Raw genomic sequence first — 16,226 nt, 5'->3', positions numbered from 1 at the left:
TTGTGTGCTATTCAGACGATCGCTTGACACTAAGCAAGCACGCATAAATTCTTGGTACTTACTTAGACACCAAGCAGCTCGGTCAGTACCGGCATCTTGGCCTCAAGTTCGGATGCAGCAAAAGTCTCGACGATCTGACCGTGCTCCATCACATAAAACCGGTCCGCCAGCGGTGCGGCAAACCGGAAATTCTGCTCCACCATGACGATGGTGTATCCCTTCGCTTTCAAGGTGGTGATCATGCGCGCCAGCCCCTGCACGATGACGGGCGCCAGGCCTTCCGAAATTTCATCGAGCAGCAGCAAGCGCGCGCCCGTGCGCAAGATGCGCGCCACGGCCAGCATCTGCTGCTCGCCGCCGGACAGGCGCGTGCCCTGACTGTGGCGGCGCTCCTGCAAGTTCGGGAACATGGCGTAGATTTCCGCCACCGACATGCCCTTCTCGCCGCTGGCCACGGTCAGCTTAGGCGGCAGCATCAGGTTTTCTTCCGTCGACAGCGAAGAAAAAATGCCGCGCTCCTCGGGACAATAGCCGATGCCCAGGTGAGCGATCTTGTGCGTGGCCAAACCGATCGCTTCGATACCGTTGACCTTGATCGAACCGGTGCGCGCGCCCGTCAGGCCCATGATGGCGCGCAAGGTGGTGGTGCGGCCGGCGCCATTGCGGCCCAGCAAAGTAACCACCTCGCCCTGGCGCACTGTCAAGTTCACATCGTGCAAGATGTGCGATTCGCCATACCAGGTGTGCAGTTGCGAAATTTCCAGCGCGGGCGCCGCATGGCTGCCGTTTGATACCGTCGTCATCAATGCGCCCCTTCCAGTTCCGCATGGGTGGTGCCCATGTATGCTTCCATCACCTGTGGATTGCGCGACACTTCCGCATAACTGCCCTCGGCCAGCATGGCGCCGCGCTGCAGTACGGAGATCTTGTCGCAGATGCCCGACACCACGCTCATATTGTGTTCGACCATCAAAATGGTGCGGCCGGCCGAAACTTTCTTGATCAGCTCGGTGACCCGGTGCACGTCTTCGTGGCCCATGCCCTGCGTCGGTTCATCGAGCAGCATCATTTCCGGCTCCATCGCCAGGGTGGTGGCGATTTCCAGCGCGCGCTTGCGCCCGTAAGGCATGTCGACCGTGATGGTGTCGGCAAATTCGGTGAGATCGACTTCGGCCAGCAAGGCCATGGCGCGGTCGTTGAGCTGGTTCAGGGCCCGTTCGCTTTGCCAGAAATAAAACGAGGTGCCGAGCTGGCGCTGCAAGCCGATGCGTACATTCTGCAGCACCGACAGATGCGGGAACACGGCGGAAATCTGGAACGAGCGGATCACGCCCATGCGGGCGATCTGCGCCGGCTTGGCGGCGGTGATATCTTTTCCATTGAACAGGATCTGTCCGGAAGTGGGTACCAGGAATTTGGTGAGCAGGTTAAAACACGTGGTCTTGCCGGCGCCGTTGGGACCGATCAAGGCGTGGATATGGCCGCGTTCCACTTTCAGGTTGACATCGCTCACAGCGGTGAAACCCTTGAATTCCTTGGTCAAACTTCTTGTTTCCAAGATGATGTTGGACATCATGTCTCCTAGTTGTACTTTTTGTACTACTTAGTCTTTTTTATAATACACAACTTGAATTTTCCGCACAATACAGTATAACTACGGGGATTTTTTCCCTTTTCGGCTGGCGCAAACAGGCTCAAACGACGCCGCTTTTCCAGTCGTTTTGTATCATTTGCGCCGCTTTTTCCGCGATCATCACGGTCGGCGAGTTGGTATTGCCCGACGTAATAAAGGGCATGATGGAGGCGTCGACCACGCGCAAGCGCGCCACGCCGATTACGCGCAAGCGGCTGTCCACCACGGACAAAGGATCGCTGGTCAGCCCCATGCGGCAAGTGCCGACCGGGTGGAAGATCGTCGTGCCGATCTCGCTGGCAGCCTGCGCCAGTTCAGCCTCTGTCTGGTACTGAGCACCAGGCTTGTATTCCTGCGGAGCAAACCGCTGCAAGGCGGGCGCAGCAACTATCGTGCGCGTCAGGCGCAGGGCATCGGCCGCCACCTGGCGGTCTTCCGGCGTGCTGAGGTAATTCAGGGCAATCTTGGGTGGTGCGTAACTGTCGTTCGCAGCCAGTTGCACCTGGCCGCGCGACGTCGGACGCAGATTGCAGACGCTGGCCGTAAAGGCGGGAAAAGCATGCAAGGGCGTACCGAACTTGTCGAGCGACAAGGGCTGCACGTGATATTGCAGGTTCGGCGTGGCCTGGCCGGGATCGGATTTGGCGAACGCCCCCAGCTGCGACGGCGCCATCGACATCGGCCCGCTCTGGAACAGCGCATATTGCATGCCGATCTGCATCCTGCCCAGCAAATTGCCGGCCATGATATTCAAGGTTTTCACGCCCTGCACCTTGAATACCATGCGCAGCTGCAAATGATCCTGCAAATTGCCACCCACGCCAGGAGCGTCGACCACGGGGTTGATACCGTGCTGGCGCAGCAAGGCGGCCGGTCCGATGCCGGACAATTGCAGCAGATGGGGCGAGCCGATGGCGCCGGCCGTGAGCACGGTTTCGCGGCGGGCGCTGGCCTGCCACTGCGTGCCGCCGCCGGTAAACGTGATGCCGGTGCAACGCGGGCCACTGTCGGACGCCGTGATCTGCAGCCGTTCCACGTGGCAGCCCGTCATGATGGTCAGATTGGGCCGGCGCGACGCCGGTTTCAAAAATGCTTTCGAGGTATTCCAGCGGATGCCGCGGCGCTGGTTGACGTCGAAATAGGCGCTGCCGCTATTGTCGCCGCCGTTGAAGTCCAGCGTTTTGCCAATGCCGACTTGTTCCGCCGCATCGCGAAAAGCGTTCAATATATCCCACGACAAGCGCTGTTTTTCCACCCGCCACTCGCCGCCGGTGCCATGGTGGTTTGACGCGCCGCCATGGTAATGCTCGCTTTGTTTGAACAGCGGCAGCACCTGGTCCCAGCCCCAGGACGCGTCGCGCGTCAGCTCGGCCCAGCGGTCATAGTCCTGCGCCTGGCCGCGCATATAGATCATGCCGTTGATGGAAGAGCTGCCGCCCAGCACTTTGCCGCGCGGATAAATCAGGCTGCGCCCGCCCAGGCCGGCATCGGCCTCGGTGGAATACAGCCAGTCCGTGCGCGGATTGCCGATGCAATGCAGATAGCCGACGGGGATATGGATCCATACGTAATCGTCCTTGCCGCCCGCTTCCACCAGCAAGACGGCGGCGTTCGGGTCGCGCGTGAGCCGGTTGGCCAGCACGCACCCTGCCGTACCGCCACCGATGATGATGTAGTCAAATTCGCCTGCCGATTCCAATGAAGCTCCTTTCGGTAATACCGTCGAGGATGGGCGGCGTGTCTCCTCGCCGCTTGCCTTTACCAGAGTCTGTGTTCGTGCATCAGTCGCAAAGCAGATTACCACCAGTGACCTTGCACGGCGACATTAATTGCTGAGTCTGCTCAATTCCCTTCCAAAACACCCTCTTCCGGGCTGTGGATAAGTGTATGGATATCCACAGGCACACTATGTGCGTAAGCGAAAAAATTTTCACAGGCGATTTTTTTGTCCCAAAACTGTTACCGCGTCATACAGCGCTTACGCAGCGTTTATACGCGCGCCAAGTTTTTGTTTACAAGGATAAATCTGTACTTATCCACAGGAAAGTTCCTGCGTTAACTACTATTACTATGCTTGTATACGATCTTGTTAGAGTAAACCTGGTCACCCGCAGTTTGACTCGCCAGGCCCGCTTTGCTTGACGCAGCTCTGGCAAGCGAAAAAAAAATTTGAGCCAACACTGCGCCAGCGAAAAAACGGCAAGCCGGCACACCTGCGTCGGCACTGCCAAACCGTCTTGCAGGAAACGATGTGCAGACGTCAAGCCGTCGACGGATCAGGCAAGGTCAGCAACCAGAAAAAATGGGGATTTCAGAACGATTGTGGATAACTCATTTGATATCCACAGGATGACTTGTGCGTAAACACGAAGTTACGCGAGCAGCCCAATTTTATACAATTTTGCTCCTTCGGCGATACAAAGCTTATGCAGGCTTTTTTTTTCGCGTAAACGTTTGATCCTGTTGAAAAAAAGCGACTTATCCACAGAAAAATCGGCGTTTACTATTACTACTATTTTTATATACGAATCTATTGTAAACCGACAAAAAATCCGGCCAACGCACCTGGTTGTGCCAAAAGCAGGTAACACCGGCAAAAAAAACGCGTTAACAGCAACGTTGATCTCCACTGCCAAACCGTCTCCAGGAATCCGTAGTGGATCCTGGCCAACATCGTGAGCAACAATCGAAGTGAACAAACAGCACGGCGGCCAGCACGAAAACCAGGGTTTTTGCTCACCGGTGTGGATAACTGCCTGCATATCCACAGGATGAGATGTGGGAAAAGTCGTTATTTGTCCACAAGCAAACTTTTATCCCAAACAAGTCCTGCCTCGATACAATGCTTATGCAGCGCCTTTTTTGCATGCCAAGTGCTTGTTAACATGACGGTATACCGACTTATCCACAGAAAAACCGTCGTTTACTATCACTACTATTTTTATGTATACCTCTTTATTTAAAACACAGAAACAAACGCGAACCGTGGAAAATCCCAGTTAACGGCTTCGCTGAACGCTTTCAACCCCGCATATCAGGGAAAAACACATGACTACAGACAAAAAAATGCGCCTGGGAATCATCAGCGCCTTGCACGAAGAACAGCAGGGGCTGGTAGAAGCCATGCAAGGGGCCGTCACGCGCTCGCACGGCATGCGGGTCTACACCCTTGGACAGTTGTGGAATATCGACGCTGTGTGCGTCCTGTCGCGTCTGGGCAAGGTTGCCGCCGCCATGACGGCTTCTTTGCTTGTGGAAAAGTTCGGAGTTACCCACATCGTCTTTACCGGCGTGGCCGGCAGCGGGGATAAAACGGTGAAAGTCGGCGATATCGTGGTGGCCGAAACGCTGCTGCAGCACGATATGGATGCGCGGCCCCTGTTTCCCCGCTTTGAAGTACCGCTGACGGGACTGCAGCGTTTTGCCACCGACCTGGCGTTGAGCGAACAACTGACAGGCGCCGCGCAAGACTTTTTGCGCGACGATGCGCACGCCGTGCTCGAGGCGCTGGAAGTGCAGGAATTTGGTTTGCAGCATGCACACGTGCATCGTGGCCTGATCGCCAGCGGCGACCAGTTTATCGGCAGCGCCGCGCATGTGAACCAGCTGAAAGCCGACCTGCCGGATCTGCTGGCCGTTGAAATGGAAGGTGCGGCCGTGGCGCAAGTGTGTTTTGAGCTCGGCGTGCCCTTTACGGTGATGCGCACCGTGTCGGACAACGCGAATGAAGAGGCGGCCGTCGACTTCATGCGTTTCGTGCACAGCGTGGCCTCGCGTTATGCGTTTGGCACCATCAAGCGGCTGTGCCATCGCCTGGCCAGCTGATGTTGTATAAAAAAAAGGCAGAACCCGCAGGTTCTGCCTTGGTTGAGGTGTAAAAAATTACACGCCGAGCATCATCAGGCTGGCGTTGCCGCCGGCCGCCGTCGTATTGACGCACAGGGCGCGCTCGGCGACCAGGCGCCACAGCGGGATGGCGCAGTGTGCCGTCGTGTCGATGGTGCCCACCACGGCCCCTTCCCGGGCCGCCAGCAGCGGTTTGAGTTCACCGGCCAGCGTTGCTTCGAGCATGGCGATCTGGAAATCGTATGTGCCCGAGGAAATATCCGTGATGACCTGGATGCGGTCTTTCAGCGCCGCCGGCAAGTCGGCCGGGATCAGGCTGACGGATTGCGCCAATACCAGCGCCTGGTTACCGGTCGCCAGCACCGCTGCCAGCTGGTTCATCAGCACGCCGGAAGTGGCGGCCGCGCACAAGATCGTGCCGCGCGCGGCAAAGCTCAAGGTATTGCGCTCGCCCGTCGGGCCCGGCAGGACGATGGTGCTGCCCAGCAAGGTGGTGCGCGTGTATTGCTGGGCCAGCTGCATCACCTGCTCATGGCCGTGCATCTTGGCCCAGACGATCAGCGCATCGAGCGCCGGCGCCGCCTGGCGCTGGTGCTGCGCGCCTGGCGCTGCATTGCGCTGCAGGCGTTTCAGGTACAGCGGGCCGCCCGCTTTCGGGCCGGTGCCCGACTTGCCTTCGCCACCGAACGGCTGCACGCCAACCACGGCGCCGACGATATTGCGGTTCACATAGATATTGCCCACATGCGCGCGCCGGGTAATAAAATCGATGGTTTCATCGATGCGCGTATGAATGCCCAGGGTCAGGCCATAGCCGCTGTCGTTGATCGACTGTACCAGTTGCGGCAACTGGGCGCGCTGGTAGCGGATCACGTGCAGCACCGGGCCGAACACTTCCTGCGTCAGCTGGTCCAGCGACTTGATTTCCAGTACCGTCGGCGCGACAAACGTGCCTTCCACCGGCGGCAGGTCGAGCGAAAAATGGTTGATCGCCACGGTTTTCATGCGGTTGATATGGGCCAGCAGATTGCCTTGTGCTTCGGCATCGATGACGGGACCGATATCGGTGGCCAGGCGGTCAGGATTGCCCACGCGCAGTTCCTGCATCGCGCCCTTGAGCATCTTGAGGGTCTTGTCGGCAATTTCTTCCTGCAGGAACAAGACGCGCAAGGCCGAGCAGCGCTGGCCGGCGCTGTCGAATGCCGACGACATCACGTCCTGCACCACCTGCTCCGGCAAGGCGGACGAATCGACGATCAGCGCATTCTGGCCGCCGGTCTCGGCGATCAGTGCAATGTCGGTGTGTTCCACCACGGCGCGCGCGGCCAGGGTGCGGTTGATCAGCTGCGCCACCTGGGTCGAGCCGGTGAAAATCACGCCTTTGACGCGCGCGTCCTGGCACAGGGCACCGCCCACCACTTCGCCGCTGCCGGGCAGGAACTGCAGCGCGCCGCGTGGCACGCCCGCTTCGTGCAGCAGTTGCACGGCGCGCCAGGCGATCAGCGGCGTTTGCTCGGCCGGCTTGGCCAGCACCACATTGCCGGCCGCGAGCGCTGCCGCCACCTGGCCTGTGAAAATGGCCAGCGGGAAATTCCATGGGCTGATGCAGGTGACCGGACCGAGCGCCACGGTGGCTGGTGCATGGTCGACCTCGGCCGCGTAATAGCGTAAAAAGTCGACCGCTTCGCGAATTTCCGCGATCGCGTTCGGCAGCGACTTGCCCGCTTCGCGCACGGCCAGCGCCATCAGTTCGACGCGATGCTGTTCGAACAGGTCGGCCGCGCGCCGCAGCGCATGGGCGCGCAGCGACGCTTGCGTGTCCTGCCATGCGGGAGCGAAGGCGCTGGCGGCGGCCAGCGCCGTTTCTACGTCGGCCGGGCACGCTTCAGCGACCATGCCGACCTGGTCGTCGTGGCGCGCCGGATTGCAGATCGTTAAAGTGGACGCATTCAGGCTGACGGCGCCATCGATCAATGGCGAGGCCTGCCAGGCGTAGGGCTGGGCCAGGCCATCGGCCAGCGCGCGCAAGGTGTCATCGTTGGACAAGTCGATGCCGGCCGAGTTCCTGCGCTCGCCACCGAACATGGCCAGCGGCATGGGAATCGCCGGATGCGGCAAGCCGCCCTGCAGCCGTGCCTGTTCCAGTGGATCGCGGATCAGGCTGTCGATCGCCACGTTTTCGTCGACGATCTGGTTCACAAAAGACGAATTGGCGCCGTTTTCCAGCAAACGGCGCACCAGGTAGGCCAGCAGGGTTTCGTGCGAACCGACGGGTGCATAGATACGGCATGGCTTGTCGAGATTGGCCGCGCCCACCACCTGGTCGTACAGGGTCTCGCCCATGCCGTGCAGGCACTGGAATTCGTAGTCGGTCACGCCGTCGCGCCTGGCCCAGGTATAGATCGTCGCCAGCGTCTGCGCGTTATGGGTGGCAAATTGCGGATAGATCAGGCGGCTGGCGCCCAGCAGTTTTTGCGCACACACCAGGTAGGACACGTCGGTATAGACCTTGCGCGTATAGACCGGATAGCCTTCCTGGCCATCGACCTGGGCGCGCTTGATTTCTGCATCCCAATACGCGCCCTTGACCAGGCGCACCATGAACTTGCGGCCACTGCGCTGGGCCAGGTCGATCAGGTAATCGATGGCGAACGGACAGCGTTTCTGGTAGGCCTGCACCACATAGCCGATGCCCTCGAAACCGGCCAGGTCAGGATCGAACGCCAGCGCTTCCATCAGGTCGAGCGACAGTTCCAGGCGGTCGGTTTCTTCCGCATCGATATTGAAGCCGATGTCGTACTGCTTGGCCAGCAACAGCAGCGCTTTCACGCGCGGCAGCAATTCGGCCAGCACGCGGGCGCGCTGGGCGCGGCTGTAGCGCGCATGCAGGGCCGACAATTTGACGGAAATGCCGGGGCCGTTCTTGATGCCGCGCCCGTTCGAGGCCTTGCCGATGGCGTGGATCGCCGTTTCATACGAAGCGTAGTAATTGGCCGCATCGAGTTCCGTCAGCGCCGCCTCGCCCAGCATGTCGTAGGAATAGCGGTAGCCGCGCGCTTCATTGTCGCGGCTGTTCTTCAACGCTTCGGCGATGGTCTGGCCGGTAACGAACTGGTTGCCCAGCATGCGCATGGCCAGGTCCACGCCTTTGCGGATCAAGGGCTCGCCGCCTTTGGCGATCAACCTGGTCATGGCCGAACCGAGGCCCGCTTCGCTGCTGGTGCCGACCAGCTTGCCGGTAATCAGCAAGCCCCAGGTGGCCGCGTTGACGAACATCGAGGGCGACTCGCCCAGGTGCTTCTTCCAGTCGCCTTTGCTGATTTTGTCGGCAATCAGACGATCGGCCGTCTGAGTGTCGGGTATACGCAACAGTGCTTCTGCCAGGCACATCAGGGCAATACCCTCTTCCGACGATAAGGAAAACTCATGCATGAGCGCATCGACACCGGACGCGCGGGTGCGTTTTTGGCGCACGGCCGCCACCAGTCGGTGAGCCAGCGCCTGCCCTTCAGCCGTCGTTTCGGTGCTCGACGCGCGTACTTGCCGCAATAGCCACTGCACCGCAGAAACCTCGTCGCGCCTGTAGGCGGCAGTGATGGCGGCGCGTGGAGCGGCCGCTGCAGGCAGGACTTCCGCCTGCAGCGCGGCAAAGGGAAGCGGGGTAAAAGCCGGTTGGCCAGCAGGATGCATAGGGACTCTTTACAAGGAAAAAGATGACGGAACCACCGGTATTTCTTGCCCTGTTTTAGTGCAAAAGAATACTGAAAGTCGGACGTTAAGATGATTCGATTGTAAAGGGGATTCTTATGGATTAATTCTGGTAATACAGAGGGCTAGCAATAGATAGTTTTTGATGAGACAATTTAACCAAATAATATTTATTTGGGGAGTGCTTCGGATGCTGGACAAGATAAGCAAGAAAATCTTGATGGAATTGCAGAGCGATGGACGCATCAGCAACGTCGAGCTGGCCGCGCGCGTGAACCTGTCGCCGGCCGCCTGCCTCGAGCGCGTGCGCAAGCTGCACGAATCGGGCTATATCATGGGCTACACGGCCCAGTTGAATCCGCAGTTGCTCGACGTATCGCTGCTGGTGTTTATCGAAGTCGTGCTCGACCGCACCACGCCGGAAGTGTTCGACGCCTTCAAGCATAGCGTACAAATCATTCCGGAGGTACTGGAATGTCATATGGTCGCTGGCGGTTTCGATTACCTGGTCAAGGCGCGCGTGAAGGACATGGCGGCCTACCGCGAATTCCTCGGCAAGACCCTGTTGCAAAAAGGCGTGCGTGAAACCCACACTTACGCGGTGATGGAAGAAGTCAAAAATACCACCAAATTGCCGATCAAATGACCTCGGTAGCGCCTTGCGGTATTTCCGATTGAGCTTGGCTGATAAATGTTGTAGGGTGGAACCACAAATCTGCCATCCGGTAGCCGCCTGAGACGACGCGCAGACGTCGGGATCAAGATGCGGTGTGTGTAATCGTGCACCCCCGCATTCGGCTACAGCCTGCCTTGGGGCCGGCACGGATTCTCGCAGCGGGGGACCAATGAAGCCGTTGTCGCACCAGCTGGTACGTTTCTTTCTATTTACGCTCGCAGCCATCGTGCTGGCCTGTGGCCTGGTGTTTCTGCTGCAACTGGCAGGTGTCGCCTCTGCCTACCTGATCGCCGTGCTGGCCGCCATCGTTGGCGCCGCGCTGGCGCAACTGGCAAGCCGCACGCAGGGCGACCAAGGCTTGCACCGCTTTGCCGATACGGTCGGGCGCGCCATCGACGCCATCATGATCGGCGCGGCGGAAACCTCGTACTTTGTCGACTCGGTCAAAAAGAAGGTCGACCTGGACGTGCAGACGGCCAGCGAGATTGCCGACAGTTCCGCACAAAATGCGTGCAGTACGGAAAAAATCGCCGCCAATGCCGAGCGTGCCGCCACCGTGGCCGCTGGCGTGCGGGTGGAAAGCGTGGCGGCGCGCGCCGAACTGGACCAGGGCTTGCAGCGTGTCAAGCGCGCGCGTGAAGATGCGCAGGCGGCGTCGACCTCCATGCTCAGCCTGCAAGACAAATCGAAGCGCATCACCGGTTTTACGGAAGCGATTTCCGATATTTCCGCACGCACCAACCTGCTGGCGCTGAACGCCGCCATCGAAGCGGCGCGCGCCGGCGAACACGGCCGCGGCTTTGCGGTGGTGGCCGGGGAAGTGCGGCAACTGGCGCAGCGCACCAAGGAAGCGAGCGACGAGATCAGCGTGATGGTGCGCGAAATCAATGAGCAATCGGAAACAGCGGCGCACGGCATGCAGTCGCTGGCCGAAAGCGTGACCGAAGCGGCGCGCAATGTGGAAAGCGTGCACGGTTCCTTGAGCCATATCGAGGAGTCGTCGGGCGTATCGGAAGACGAGATCGGCCAAATTGCCCGCGCCGCGCGCGAACACGTGGACGTCACGCAAGTGATCGCCGACGCCATCGCGCAGATCCGCGACAGCATGCTGTCGACCAATACCGACTTGCCGCGCGCCACGCAGTCGGCGATGGCGCTGGCCGAGCGCGCCGAAGTGATCGCCAGCGCGCTGGGCGAATCGGCGGTGGCCACGCCGCACGACGCCATCCGCGCCGCCGCCCAGCAGGCGGCCCGCGAGGTCGGCAAACTGTTCGAGCAGGCGATTGCCAACGGGCGCATCACGCGCGAGGCGCTGTTCGACCGCCGCTATCAAACGATACCGAATACCAATCCGCCCAAGCACACCACCCAGTTCGACGCCTTTACCGACAAGGTCTTGCCGGAGCTGCAGGAAGCCGTGCTGGCCGCCCTGCCCCAGCTGGCGTACGCGGGCGCGGTCGACACGAATGGGTATTTTCCGACCCACAACAAGAAATTCTCGCAACCGCTGACGGGCGACTATGATCACGATATGGTGCACAACCGCACCAAGCGCATTTTCAGCGACCGCACGGGCGCGCGCTGCGGCAGCAATACGCGGCCGTTTTTATTGCAGACGTATAAACGCGATACGGGCGAGGTCATGCATGATCTGTCGGCGCCCATCTATGTGGACGGCAAGCACTGGGGCGGTTTCCGGATCGGTTACCGCTCCGGCACGCCGACTTAATCCGCGTTCGGCTTGGCCGTGACGCCGCCACCGCCGGCGGTGGCGGTGCGCAAGGCCGGCGAATTCATGCTCTCGAGGTGGTTGCGCAGCCATTTGTGGGCCGGGCTGCGCGCGTCGCGTTCGTGCCACAGCATGTCCAGGTGGACCGCCGGCAGGGTCAATGGCAAGTCCTTGGACAGCAGGGACTCGGTCATGCCGGTTGAGGCGATCAGATGGCGCGGCAGGACCGTGATCAGGTCGGAGTTGGCCACCACCCGGCCGGCCGTGAAGAACTGGTTGACGGTCAATAAAATGCGCCGCTCGCGGTGCATCTGCGACAGCGCTTCGTCGATCAGGCCGTGGGCGCGGCCGGAAAAACTCACCAGCAAGTGGTTCGCCGCGCAATAGTTGTCCAAGGTCAGTTCCTGGTTGGCCAGCGGATGGCCGCGCCGCATCACGCACACGTACTTGCCTGAATACAGACGCTCGTGGCGGATCGGCGAGCCCGTTTCGCTCGACAATTGCGCCGCCACGCCGGGAAAGAAGCCGACCGCCAGGTCGATGTCGCCACGCAGCAACATCGGCCGCGGTTCACGCGTGGTGAGCGGCATCATGCGCACATTGACGCCCGGCGCCTCGCGTTCGATCGAACGCATCAATGATGGCAGCCAGAAGGCGGCCGTGGCGTCGGCCATGGCCATGCGGAACGTGGCATGGGTTTTCGAGACATCGAACGTTTCCGGCGTGACCGCCGCTTCCAGGCTGGCCAGCGCCGAGCGCACGGACGGCCATAGCGCTTCGGCGCGCGGCGTCGGTTTGACGCCATAGGCCGTGCGGATCAGCAACTCGTCACCCAGGCTTTCGCGCAGGCGCTTGATGGCGTTCGAGACCGCCGGCTGTGTCATTGCCAGATGGCCGGCCGCGCGCGTCAGGTTTTGTTCCGTCATGACGGCGTCGAAAACACGCAGCAAGTTCAGATCCAGCGTCAGAAAACTCATGGAAAGTCCAAGGTAAAGTTAAATTCAGATAAATTATTTACCAGTGTAAACCGCGCCGGGGCCGATTGATTTCACTCGTAAAAAAAAATTACAGTTTCCATTCATGATTCATATGATTGGTATCAGGAAATAGAATTAGATTGATATGTTGCACTGCACTATAGTACTGCCAAATTCTATAATGCACTGGAAATCATGTCTACCTTCGCCACCGCCCTGTACGCAGTCTCCGCACCCGTACTGGACATTCCCTTTATCACCGTCGTACAAGTGCTGCTGGCGCTGGTCGCCGTGGGCGCTTTCGTGCTGGTGTTCAAGCCCTTGCTGATCGGTATCGTCCGCGCCCTGGTGCTGGTGGTGCGTCCCAAGCTGAGCCGTGAGCAGCGCCTGGCGCGCGAGCTGGCCACGCGCGCATAAAACGCGATACGCAAGACGACCAGGCCGGTGAATCACCGGCTTTTTTTACGTCGATCGGTTTTACGCCGGCTCACCGAGCAAATGCGCGCGCAATTGCGTGTCGGCCGGATGGGCGCCGAGCCAGATCTTCAGCAGCGCATTATAAAAGGCCAGGTCGGGCACTTTGTCGCCCAGTTGCTTGCCGTTCAGCCGGCACAAGGTGCCCTCTTCGGGCAGCCAGTCCAGCGTCAGCATGTCGCCTTTTTTTAAGCCCGGCGCCATCTCGAACAGGGCGCCGAGCTGCATCGTCTGGCTCAGCAGGCGCGTGCGGTCGGCCTGGTCGGACGTACGGTTCAGGCCTTCCATGAAGGACTTGCGCAGGTCGTCGGAACTGATATCGCGCAGCATGACGATTTCCAGCCGCCGCGGACCCGGCAGCGCCAGGATCTCGTCCAGGCGGCTCTTCTTTTCCGGCAAATACAGCGCAATCGTGTAGACCTTGAAGATCAGCTTGTAGCGCACGCCGGCACCATTGAGTGTCAAGGCCTGGTTCGCCAGTTGCACCGTGTCGTCGAGCTTGACACCGCCCATGTCGACAGATCGCGCCGGCTGCGCGAGAAAGGCGCAGACGCAGGCGGCGGCCAGCATGCGGCCGGATCGGAAATTGCGGTGCATGGTCTGCCTTGTGTGGTGAGGATGTCCACAGTGTAGAGCAGATGCAGGAAGAGGGCCGCGCAGCCTGGCGGCCGGAATGAATCAGGCCTTGGCGGGCAATGCGGCCTGCAGGCGTTCGTACTTGGCCTTCAATTGTTCCGGGCTTTCCACCCAGGCCGGGTTCAGCGGGATGCAGCTGACCGGGCACACTTGCTGGCATTGCGGCTCGTCGAAGTGGCCCACGCATTCGGTGCACTTGTTCGGGTCGATTTCGTAGATTTCGGCACCCATGTAGATTGCGTCATTCGGGCACTCGGGCTCGCAGATATCGCAATTGATGCATTCGTCGGTGATCAGTAGTGCCATGATGTTTACTCTTGCTTATTGCTGCAATGCAGCGTTGGCGGCAATCTTGCTTTGCAACCAGCGGTTGACCGAGGGAAATACGAACTTGGAGACGTCGCCGCCCAGCGCCGCGATTTCACGCACGATGGTGCCCGAAATAAACTGGTACTGGTCGGATGGCGTCAGGAACATGGTTTCGACATCGGGCAGCAGATAGCGGTTCATGCCGGCCATCTGGAATTCGTATTCGAAGTCGGAGACGGCGCGCAAGCCGCGCACGATGACGCGCGCTTCGTGCTTGCGCACGAAATCCTTGAGCAGGCCGGAAAAGCTTTCCACTTGCACGTTCGGATAATGGCCGAGCACTTCGTTGGCAATTTCCAGTCGCTCGTCGAGCGAGAAAAACGGTTGCTTGTTCTTGCTGTCGGCCACACCCACGATCAGCTTGCCAAACAGACCCGAGGCGCGGCGCACCAAATCTTCATGACCGCGCGTGAGCGGATCGAACGTTCCCGGATAAACGGCTACTACCATTGCGGCTCCCTGACGATGCACCAATATAGACGCGCATTATGCCTGAAATTGGGGATGCGCCTTGGGTGGGCCGGCTTTTTTGCCTAAATTATAAGCAGATTCAAGCAGTTGTCGCTACTTTGTTGTAAGTTAGCAAATGATAATAAACAGTCCCTGCTTTATCGGCGCGGATGACTTCCCACGGCGCCATCCACTCCGGCTTGCCTTGCTCGCTGTTTTCATCGAACACCATAGCCAGCCCCGATTCCGCATAGACGATGCCGCCGTCTTTCAGCAGATTGGCGCACAGCGGCAAGACCTTGGCCAAGAAGTCTTGCTGGTAAGGCGGATCGAGGAAGATCAGGTCGAAACGCTGGCCGCGCGCCGCCAGGCCTTGCGCCGTCAGCAGCGCGTCGCCGCGCAGCAGCTGCACGTTGTCGGCGCGCAGTTTCGTCTTGTTCTCTTCGAGCTGGCGGATCACCGGCGTATGCGTGTCGACCATGGTGACGGCGGCGGCGCCGCGGCTGGCCGCTTCGAAGCCGAGCGCGCCGCTGCCGGCGAACAGGTCCAGCACCTGGGCGTTGGACCAGTCGCCGTCGCGCAGGTGATTGATCCAGTTAAATACTGTTTCGCGTACGCGGTCCGGCGTCGGGCGCAGGCCCAGCGCCTGCAGCACGGGCAGGACGGAGCGCTTCCATTGCCCGCCGATAATGCGCACCTGGTTCGGTGGCGGCGCGTGGTGGACGGGGACTTTGGCCGGCTTCTTGATCTTCTTTTGCATGGGAAACTTCTTCAATTCGATGGCGGCCACTATAGCATATGGCCCCATCGACGCCCCTGCGGCCCGGCCCTTACTTCGGCTGGCTTGCCAGCGAATTGAAGTCGTCAATCCAGCCCTGCATGCGCTTGACGCCATGGGCTTTTTGCGCCGGCGTGGCAATCTTGATGACGGTCAGTATCATTTGCGCCGTGCTGTTCTCGAACGCGTCAAAAAAGGCCTTGCGATCGGAATGTTCCAGGCGATCGAAGCTGTCCTTGACCAGGGTATTGATCAGCGACACGGTCGCTTCCTTGCTCAGTTTTTCGTGATGTACCTTTTGCACCAGGGTCAGCACATTGCGCTGGCGGCGCATGCGCTCGTCGAGCCAGATTTCATTGTCCAGCGGCCGCGCATCCGACGCCTTGCGGATGATGGCTTCCTGCTCCCTGCTGAAACTGCCGAACCACAGTTCGAACTGCTCCATCGATTTCTTGTAGCGCAGTTGCTGGCGCTTTTCCTGGTCGCCCGTCAGGAATTTCTTGCGGTAATCGTCATTGTTCGACGTGAACTTCTTTTCCATCTGCGCGATCTGTTCCGGTTTCAGCGAGCGCGCCAGGTCGGCCAGGTCGGGCGCCGCTTTCAGCAGCAGCGATTGGGTACGGCTCTTGATCTCGCTGTAGTCGGCCATCAGGTCCGCCTGGGTGGGATTGCCTTGCACCTGTTTCTGGCCCTTGCGCAGGATTTCGACATAATCGCGCAATTGAGTCTTGCGGTGCCAGTCAAACAGCTTGTCGATATCGTCGCGTACCCAGCCTTTCTGGTCGCGGTCCAGGTCGACATAGGCGTTGAGCCACCAGTACAGCACGGTGTCGCCATTGTTGTAGGCCAGACGCAAGCTGCTGCAGCCGGCCACGACGATCAGCATCAAGATCAGCAGCCCACAAGTAAAACGCTGGTGGAGAGGGGCTTGCGTGTTAAACTTTTTCATA

14 protein-coding genes are annotated in these 16,226 nt (G+C 59.7%); 4 read left to right on the top strand and 10 right to left on the bottom strand.

Annotation, left to right across the window (positions count from 1 at the left end; genetic code table 11):
• Positions 1-62: 62 nt before the first annotated feature.
• From CD932_RS10940 to CD932_RS10930, 3 genes are all read right to left on the bottom strand, one after another.
• Positions 63-803 carry an ABC transporter ATP-binding protein gene (locus CD932_RS10940; protein ID WP_094442663.1) on the bottom strand — a complete coding sequence of 247 codons (741 nt, stop codon included), beginning with the start codon at positions 801-803 and terminating at the stop codon, positions 63-65.
• Positions 803-1,573, bottom strand: a complete 771-nt coding sequence (locus tag CD932_RS10935) for an ABC transporter ATP-binding protein (protein ID WP_094443584.1) — start codon at positions 1,571-1,573, stop codon at positions 803-805. The genes CD932_RS10940 and CD932_RS10935 overlap by 1 nt, the downstream gene beginning before the upstream one ends.
• A gap of 121 nt (positions 1,574-1,694) precedes the next feature.
• Positions 1,695-3,332: a GMC family oxidoreductase gene (locus CD932_RS10930; protein ID WP_094442662.1), complete on the bottom strand. Its 1,638-nt coding sequence runs from the start codon at positions 3,330-3,332 to the stop codon at positions 1,695-1,697.
• A gap of 1,349 nt (positions 3,333-4,681) precedes the next feature.
• Between CD932_RS10930 and CD932_RS10925 the strand changes: the two genes are divergently transcribed.
• Positions 4,682-5,458 carry a 5'-methylthioadenosine/adenosylhomocysteine nucleosidase gene (locus tag CD932_RS10925; RefSeq protein ID WP_254926551.1) on the top strand — a complete coding sequence of 259 codons (777 nt, stop codon included), beginning with the start codon at positions 4,682-4,684 and terminating at the stop codon, positions 5,456-5,458.
• Positions 5,459-5,515: 57 nt separating this feature from the next.
• On the opposite strand, the gene putA is transcribed toward CD932_RS10925, so the two are convergent.
• Positions 5,516-9,169 carry a trifunctional transcriptional regulator/proline dehydrogenase/L-glutamate gamma-semialdehyde dehydrogenase gene (gene putA / locus CD932_RS10920; RefSeq protein WP_094442661.1) on the bottom strand — a complete coding sequence of 1,218 codons (3,654 nt, stop codon included), beginning with the start codon at positions 9,167-9,169 and terminating at the stop codon, positions 5,516-5,518.
• Between the two features lie 208 nt (positions 9,170-9,377).
• Here putA and CD932_RS10915 point away from each other — a divergent pair, with 208 nt between their 5' ends.
• Positions 9,378-9,833 (top strand): Lrp/AsnC ligand binding domain-containing protein, encoded by a 456-nt coding sequence (locus CD932_RS10915; protein WP_010393827.1) that lies wholly within the window; start codon positions 9,378-9,380, stop codon positions 9,831-9,833.
• Positions 9,834-10,032: 199 nt separating this feature from the next.
• Positions 10,033-11,592: a methyl-accepting chemotaxis protein gene (locus CD932_RS10910; RefSeq protein WP_094442660.1), complete on the top strand. Its 1,560-nt coding sequence runs from the start codon at positions 10,033-10,035 to the stop codon at positions 11,590-11,592.
• Here the strand turns inward: CD932_RS10910 and CD932_RS10905 are convergent.
• A complete protein-coding gene (locus tag CD932_RS10905; RefSeq protein ID WP_094442659.1) occupies positions 11,589-12,569 on the bottom strand; it encodes a LysR family transcriptional regulator in 981 nt (326 codons plus the stop codon). The genes CD932_RS10910 and CD932_RS10905 overlap by 4 nt on opposite strands.
• A 195-nt stretch (positions 12,570-12,764) precedes the next feature.
• On the opposite strand from CD932_RS10905, the gene CD932_RS10900 reads away from it, so the two are divergent.
• Positions 12,765-12,986 (top strand): hypothetical protein, encoded by a 222-nt coding sequence (locus CD932_RS10900; protein WP_094442658.1) that lies wholly within the window; start codon positions 12,765-12,767, stop codon positions 12,984-12,986.
• Between the two features lie 60 nt (positions 12,987-13,046).
• Here the strand turns inward: CD932_RS10900 and CD932_RS10895 are convergent, their stop codons facing one another.
• The 5 genes from CD932_RS10895 to CD932_RS10875 form a co-directional block, all read right to left on the bottom strand.
• A complete protein-coding gene (locus CD932_RS10895) occupies positions 13,047-13,640 on the bottom strand; it encodes a chalcone isomerase family protein (RefSeq protein ID WP_094442657.1) in 594 nt (197 codons plus the stop codon).
• A gap of 81 nt (positions 13,641-13,721) precedes the next feature.
• Entirely contained in the window at positions 13,722-13,985 is a 264-nt protein-coding gene (locus tag CD932_RS10890) for a YfhL family 4Fe-4S dicluster ferredoxin (RefSeq protein WP_094442656.1), read from the bottom strand.
• A gap of 15 nt (positions 13,986-14,000) precedes the next feature.
• Complete coding sequence (coaD, locus tag CD932_RS10885; RefSeq protein WP_094442655.1) at positions 14,001-14,498, bottom strand: pantetheine-phosphate adenylyltransferase; 498 nt, start codon at positions 14,496-14,498, stop codon at positions 14,001-14,003.
• A 100-nt stretch (positions 14,499-14,598) separates the two neighbouring features.
• Entirely contained in the window at positions 14,599-15,258 is a 660-nt protein-coding gene (gene rsmD, locus CD932_RS10880; protein ID WP_094443582.1) for a 16S rRNA (guanine(966)-N(2))-methyltransferase RsmD, read from the bottom strand.
• 70 nt (positions 15,259-15,328) lie between these two features.
• Positions 15,329-16,225, bottom strand: coding sequence for a DUF6279 family lipoprotein (locus CD932_RS10875; protein WP_094442654.1), 897 nt, complete (start codon positions 16,223-16,225; stop codon positions 15,329-15,331).
• Position 16,226 lies beyond the last annotated feature (1 nt).

Origin of the sequence: Janthinobacterium sp. PC23-8 (assembly GCF_002250505.1) — a bacterium.
Lineage (GTDB): Bacteria > Pseudomonadota > Gammaproteobacteria > Burkholderiales > Burkholderiaceae_D > Janthinobacterium.
The sequence above is the reverse complement of the archived record's forward strand: the minus strand, read 5'-3'. Positions and strand labels throughout refer to the sequence as shown.